This window comes from Blastocatellia bacterium (genome assembly GCA_025055075.1).
Lineage (GTDB): Bacteria > Acidobacteriota > Blastocatellia > HR10 > HR10 > HR10.
In genome coordinates, this window is the sequence record JANWYV010000054.1 from 94,892 (window position 1) to 100,891 (window position 6,000).

The following is a 6,000-nucleotide window of genomic DNA, read 5'->3' on the forward strand; positions in this document are numbered from 1 at the left end:
TCCTCGCTTGACACTCCTTCGAAACGAGGCATATATTCTCGATCGCTTGAAATTGAGGCGGCAAGGGAGGGGATCTATGCAGCGTTTGACGCGACGAGCTTTTCTGGCCTCCCTGGGCGTATCCGCATCGTTGGGATCTCCGATGCGCCTTTTCGGATCGCGCGGCGATCTGGTCTCCGCCGGATGGGATCATCCGCGGGAGCCGATTCCCCAAGTCACTCCACTTTCTCCACCATTTCGCCTGCCGGAGAGCTGGTACCGACAGACAGTGAAGCGTCTGCAGGAGAGATTGGCCCAACGGGGACTCGATGGGATCATCCTGAAAGACCGGTGGAACATCATCTACGTCTCCGGCCTATTCCACACGACGACGGAACGGCCGTTCTGGCTCTTCGTCCCGACGCGTGGGGAGCCCGTCTTCTTCTATCCGGGTCTCGATAAGGACCTCGTCAACACCTGGTGGATCAAAGAGGGCGAATGGTACTTCGACTATCCGCACGCCGGTCCGTTCAACACACTCGCGTACAAGGCGGGACCGAGGGCTGATTTGCTGCAATGGATGCTCAAGGGACTAGCCAAGCGCGGCTTCGGGCGCGCGCGTCTGGGCATCGAGGAAGAGGTGGGGCCGACGACGATGAGGCGCATGCAGGAGGCCTTGCCCGAAGCGCGATTCGAAGTGGCCGGAGATCTCTTACTCCGCATGCGGATGATCAAGACGCCTGAAGAGATCGAGTTGACGCGCAAGGCGATCGCGCTGCATGATCGGATGCTCGCTTTCGCTCGTGACTACATCCTCAAGCACGGGACGGACGCGACTGATTTCGAAGTGCGCCATCGGACCGAAGAGTTCGCCACGCACGAGTTGATGCGGCTCATGCAACCCACCGGGCGCCCCCATGACGCCGTCGGCGTGAGCCTCCGTTTCAGTTGCCGTGCCGGCGTGGCGACGGCCTATCCCCATCCGAACCAGTTCTTCTACGCGCGCATTCGACGTGGCGAGGCCGTCCAGATCGCCGCCGTCATCACGATCGGCGGCTACGGGGGGGAGGGCTATCGCGCCTTGCACATCGAGCCGATGACTGACTTGCAACGGAAGATGTGGGATGTGCATACGGAGATGGTTCTCAAGCAACAGGAGCTCAGTAAGGCGGGCGTCCGCTGCCAGGAGATCGCCGAGAAGGTCTTGGAGATCGCCGTGCGCGCCGGGCTCGAGCGCTACATCTATCACCGACCAGCACATGGTCAGGGGATGGAAGGACATCAACCGCCATACATCGCTCCGGGTGACGAGACCGTCCTCGAAGAGGGCATGATGTTCAGCAACGAACCGGGGCTCTACAATCCCGAAGCCGGATTCGGCTACAACCACTCCAATTGCGTGCTCGTGACGCGAGAGCGCGGCGTGGCCCTCAATCAGACGCCGCTCACCCGCGAGTGGTGTTGGCTGAGGCTTTGAACATGGAGGGAATGCCTTCAATCCAGGAGGTGAATGATGCGAGGTGCTAGACGAAAGCAACTGATCGCGCTTCTCATCGTCGTGATCTGGGGCATGGTTCTCTCGGCTTTCTCACAAACGGCGCCGCAGGAGCGCCGTGGCGTTCCGCCAGCGCCGGATCGGCGACCCGATGAAGGAGAGGGGCCGTTCGAGCGCTTGATCATCCGCGGCGCCACGCTCATTGATGGGACGGGAGCGCCGCCCATCGGCCCGGTGGACATCGTCATCGAGGGGAATCGCATCAAGGAGATCCGCAGTGTCGGGTATCCGGGGGTCCCAATCCGCGAAGCGGGCCGTCCGCAGGGAGCGACGCGCGAGATTAACGCGCACGGCATGTACGTGCTGCCTGGATTCGTAGACCTGCATGGACATATTGGTGGCGCCGCACAAGGCACGCCAGCCGAATACGTGTACAAGCTGTGGATGGCGCACGGAATCACCACCGTTCGCGATCCGGGCTCCGGCAATGGTGTGGATTGGACGTTGCGCGAACGCGAACGCAGCGCGAAGAATCAAATCGTCGCCCCGCGCATCTTCGTCTACGTCCGTCCGGGCATGGGCTGGGATCGCGGTCCGATCACCACGCCGGAGCTGGCGCGCGAGTACGTCCGATGGGCCGCTGCTAAAGGAGTAGATGGGCTCAAACTCACAGCGTATGATCCTGAGATCATGGCGGCGCTCATTGACGAAGCGAAAAAGCACGGGCTTGGAACGGCCGCGCACCTGGCGCAGACGGGCGTCGCCCGAATGAACGCCCTGGATGCTGCGCGCCTGGGTCTGACGACGCTCGAACACTGGTACGGCTTGCCAGAAGCCCTCTTCGCGGATCGCACCGTCCAAGACTTCCCCTACGACTACAACTACAACGACGAGCAACACCGCTTCGGACAAGCCGGACGATTGTGGAAGCAGGCCGCGCCGCCGGGAAGCCCGAAGTGGAATGCCGTCATGGATGAGTTGATCCGGCTCGGGCTCGTGCTCGATCCGACGCTCAGCATCTACGAAGCGAGCCGCGACCTCATGCGCGCCATGCGCGCCGAATGGCACGACACGTACACCTTGCCATCGCTCTGGGAGTTCTATCAACCGAACCGCGAGGCTCACGGTTCGTTCTTCTTCTACTGGACGACGCAGGATGAGATCGAGTGGAAGAACAACTATCGCCTCTGGATGGCCTTCGTGAACGAATACAAGAATCGCGGCGGACGCGTGACGACCGGCTCCGATTCCGGATTCATCTTCAAGCTCTACGGCTTCGATTACATTCGCGAGCTGGAGCTTCTGCAGGAAGCGGGCTTCCATCCGCTGGAGGTCATTCGCTCGGCCACCTTGTGGGGCGCGGAAGCGCTCTTCAAGCCCAAGGGGAAACCGATTGAGTTCGGCGTCATCCGCCCGGGCATGCTCGCCGATCTGATCCTCGTCGAGGAGAATCCGATCCAAAATCTGAAGGTGCTCTACGGCACTGGAGCCATCCGGCTCAACGATCAAACGCGCAAGGTCGAGCGCGTCGGCGGGGTGAAATACACGATCAAGGACGGGATCATCTACGACGCGAAGAAACTTCTGGCCGATGTGGCGCGCATGGTCGCCGAAGCCAAGCGCCGTCAGGTGCCGGAATCGAACGCGACTTCGCAAGGTGTGCGATAGAGCGCGCGCCCTCATGGGGAGGGGGAACTGTGGGGTTCCCCATAAAAGTTTTTCGGTGCGCGGAACCCGTATTCGAATCCGCGGCCAAATCAAACTAAGGAGGGATCGACCATGGGAACGAGAGCACATAACCGCGACGTCGTGAAGATTTCATCTCGAGCGCTCGTGATTCTCGTGAGCGTCGCGCTCACATTCGGAACAGCTGCGGTCGGCCTCGCCCAAGTCCAGGTGGGCTCGATCGCCGGAACCGTGAAGGACGCTCAGGGCGCGGTCCTGCCGGGGGTCACGGTCACTGTGAGCGGACCGGCGCTGATCGGCGGCCCGCGCACGGTGACGACCGACGAGAATGGGTATTACAAGTTCCTCGATCTGAAGCCGGGCGAATACACCTTGCGCTTTGAGCGTCCCGGATTCAAAACCCATGTCCGAGAGGGGATCGTCATCACCTCGGCCTTTCAAGCGACGGTCAATGTCCAACTCGATGTGGGAGAGGTCGTCGAAGTCGTCACGGTCAGTGGTGAGTCTCCCGTCATTGACACGAGCAACGTGGTGACGCAGACGGTGATCTCACAAGATATTCTCGAGCGCATTCCGAACCCGCGCGACCCATGGGTGCTTGCCCGAATGGTCCCAGGCGTCACTGCGGGACGCTTCGACGTGGGAGGAACTGAAGGGATGCAGCAGTACGCGCTGACGGTCCATGGCTCGCGGGATAGCGACAAGAAGTTCGCCATTGACGGTCTGGAGATCAACTGGCCGGGGGGCACCGGAGGCGCCACAGCCATCTACTATGACGCTGGTATGTTCAAAGAGGTCAACTATCAGGTCGGCGCTCTGCCCGCGGAGATCTCCCAAGGGGGCGTCTACATGAACATGGTGACCAAAGATGGCGGCAATGAGATCCACGGCTCCATCCTCTTCATCGGCGCCACTGAAGGGATGCAAGCGAACAATGTGACGCCGGAGCTGCGGGAAAAGCTACTGGCACGCGTGCCCGCACGACTTCGTCAGCGCCCGGACGTGAAGGCCGGTAATCCCATCAAGAACGTCTACGACCTGAATGGCAACATCGGCGGTCCCTTTATCAAGGATAAGCTCTGGTGGTTCGTTTCCCTGCGTCAGTGGGGGGTGGATCAGCTCGTCTCCGGCGCGTTCAATCCCGACGAAACGCAAGCCATTGACGACAATCGCATCCGCAATGCCTCCGCGAAAGTGACCTGGCAAGTGAGCGGGCAACACCGACTTTCGTTCATGTACAATCGCAACGAGAAGAATCGCTTCCACCGACGCGATACGCCGCCGTTTTTCATCGAGGACAAGGCCTCCTGGCTACAAGACATGCCCGGCTATAGCACTCACATCAAGTGGACCTACACGCCCTCGGCGAAATGGGTCATTGATTCCGGGATCGCCGGGACGCATATCGTGTTCCCCTTGCGCTATCAGAAAGAGGTCAAGCCGACCGACATCATGAAAGAGGACATCACGCTCTCGACGCGCAGCAATGCGGCGCTCTACAACTACCTGAATCCCACCTACCGAATCTCCATCGACTCGGCGGCTTCGTATGTGACGACAGGGCTCGGTGGAGCGCACAGCTTCAAGTTCGGGATCCAATTCATGCGTAGCCTCTTTCGCCAGATCTACACGATGAACGGCGATCACGGCTTGATCTTCGACAACGGTCGGCCGGCCTTCGTGCGGGTCTATAACACGCCGATCGAGCAAGCGAACTACCTCCATCAATTCGCGTGGTTCGCTCAAGATGCTTGGACTATTCGCGGACGGCTCACATTGAATCTCGGTTTGCGGTACGAATATGTCCTCGGCGTGATCCCGCCGCAGCGGTCGGCTGCCGGGACGTTTGTCCCCGAACGGAGGTTTCCGGAGATCCGAGATGTGCCGAACTTCAAAGATTGGGCGCCGCGGTTCGGACTCTCTTGGGATATCATGGGCACAGGGCGAACGGTCCTCAAGGCGAGCGCCAGTCGCTACCTACAAAACGTTGGGATGGCATATCCGACGAGCGTTAATCCCTTGGGCTTGAGCGTCGAGACTCGCACGTGGACGGATCGCAACGGCGATGGCCTCGCCCAACGGGATGAGATCGGGCCCGGCCCTGGATTCGTCGGCGGCCTGACGACGCGGATGGATCCGAATCTGGAGCGGCCCTATTCCTGGGAGTACTCGCTCGGCATCCAGCAGCAAATCTATCGCGATCTCGTCGTCTCGATCACGGCCTGGCACCGAGATAACCGGCGACAGGTAGGGCGAGCGAACATGGCCGTTCCTCCTTCCGCTTACACCCCTGTTCGGCTCACGCTCCCGGCGACTTTGCCGGCCCCCTTCGCCGGACAGACGATCACCGTTTACAACCAAGATCCGGCGACACGTGGCCGCGTGGACTTTTTGCTCACGAACTTCAAGGCGCTGGACAGCGAATACAACGGTGTGGACATCACCTTCACGAAGCGGATGTCGCAGCGATGGCAGCTTCTGGGCGGCTTGACCATCGGACGGGAGCGCGGCGCATTCCGTGGCGACCTCGTCCTCGGACTCGACGACCTGAACAACCCGAACTTCAACATCAATCGCAAGGGCATCGTCGGCAACGATTCGCCCTATATCTTCAAGCTCGCCGGAACGTATCAACTCCCCTGGGGGTTTGAGATCAGTGGGAATTTCCAACACTTCACCGGTTACCCCTTGCGCCGCGTCTTCACCGTGACGACAGCTCATGTTCCCAATCTGACCCAGGTCAGCCAGGCCGTTGATCTGGTCGAGCGTGGGAAGGTGCGCCTGCCGAACGTGAATCTCCTCGACATCCGCATCTCGCGGATCTTCGGCATCGGCGAGCG

3 protein-coding genes are annotated in these 6,000 nt (G+C 60.5%); all 3 read left to right on the top strand.

Features of this window, described 5'->3' with window-relative positions; genetic code table 11:
• Positions 1–76 precede the first annotated feature (76 nt).
• Positions 77–1,456 carry a Xaa-Pro peptidase family protein gene (locus NZ746_12850; GenBank protein MCS6818243.1) on the top strand — a complete coding sequence of 460 codons (1,380 nt, stop codon included), beginning with the start codon at positions 77–79 and terminating at the stop codon, positions 1,454–1,456.
• A gap of 93 nt (positions 1,457–1,549) precedes the next feature.
• Positions 1,550–3,142, top strand: a complete 1,593-nt coding sequence (locus tag NZ746_12855) for an amidohydrolase family protein (GenBank protein ID MCS6818244.1) — start codon at positions 1,550–1,552, stop codon at positions 3,140–3,142.
• A gap of 111 nt (positions 3,143–3,253) precedes the next feature.
• A partial coding sequence (locus NZ746_12860; GenBank protein ID MCS6818245.1) for a TonB-dependent receptor occupies positions 3,254–6,000 on the top strand: 2,747 nt, incomplete at its 3' end.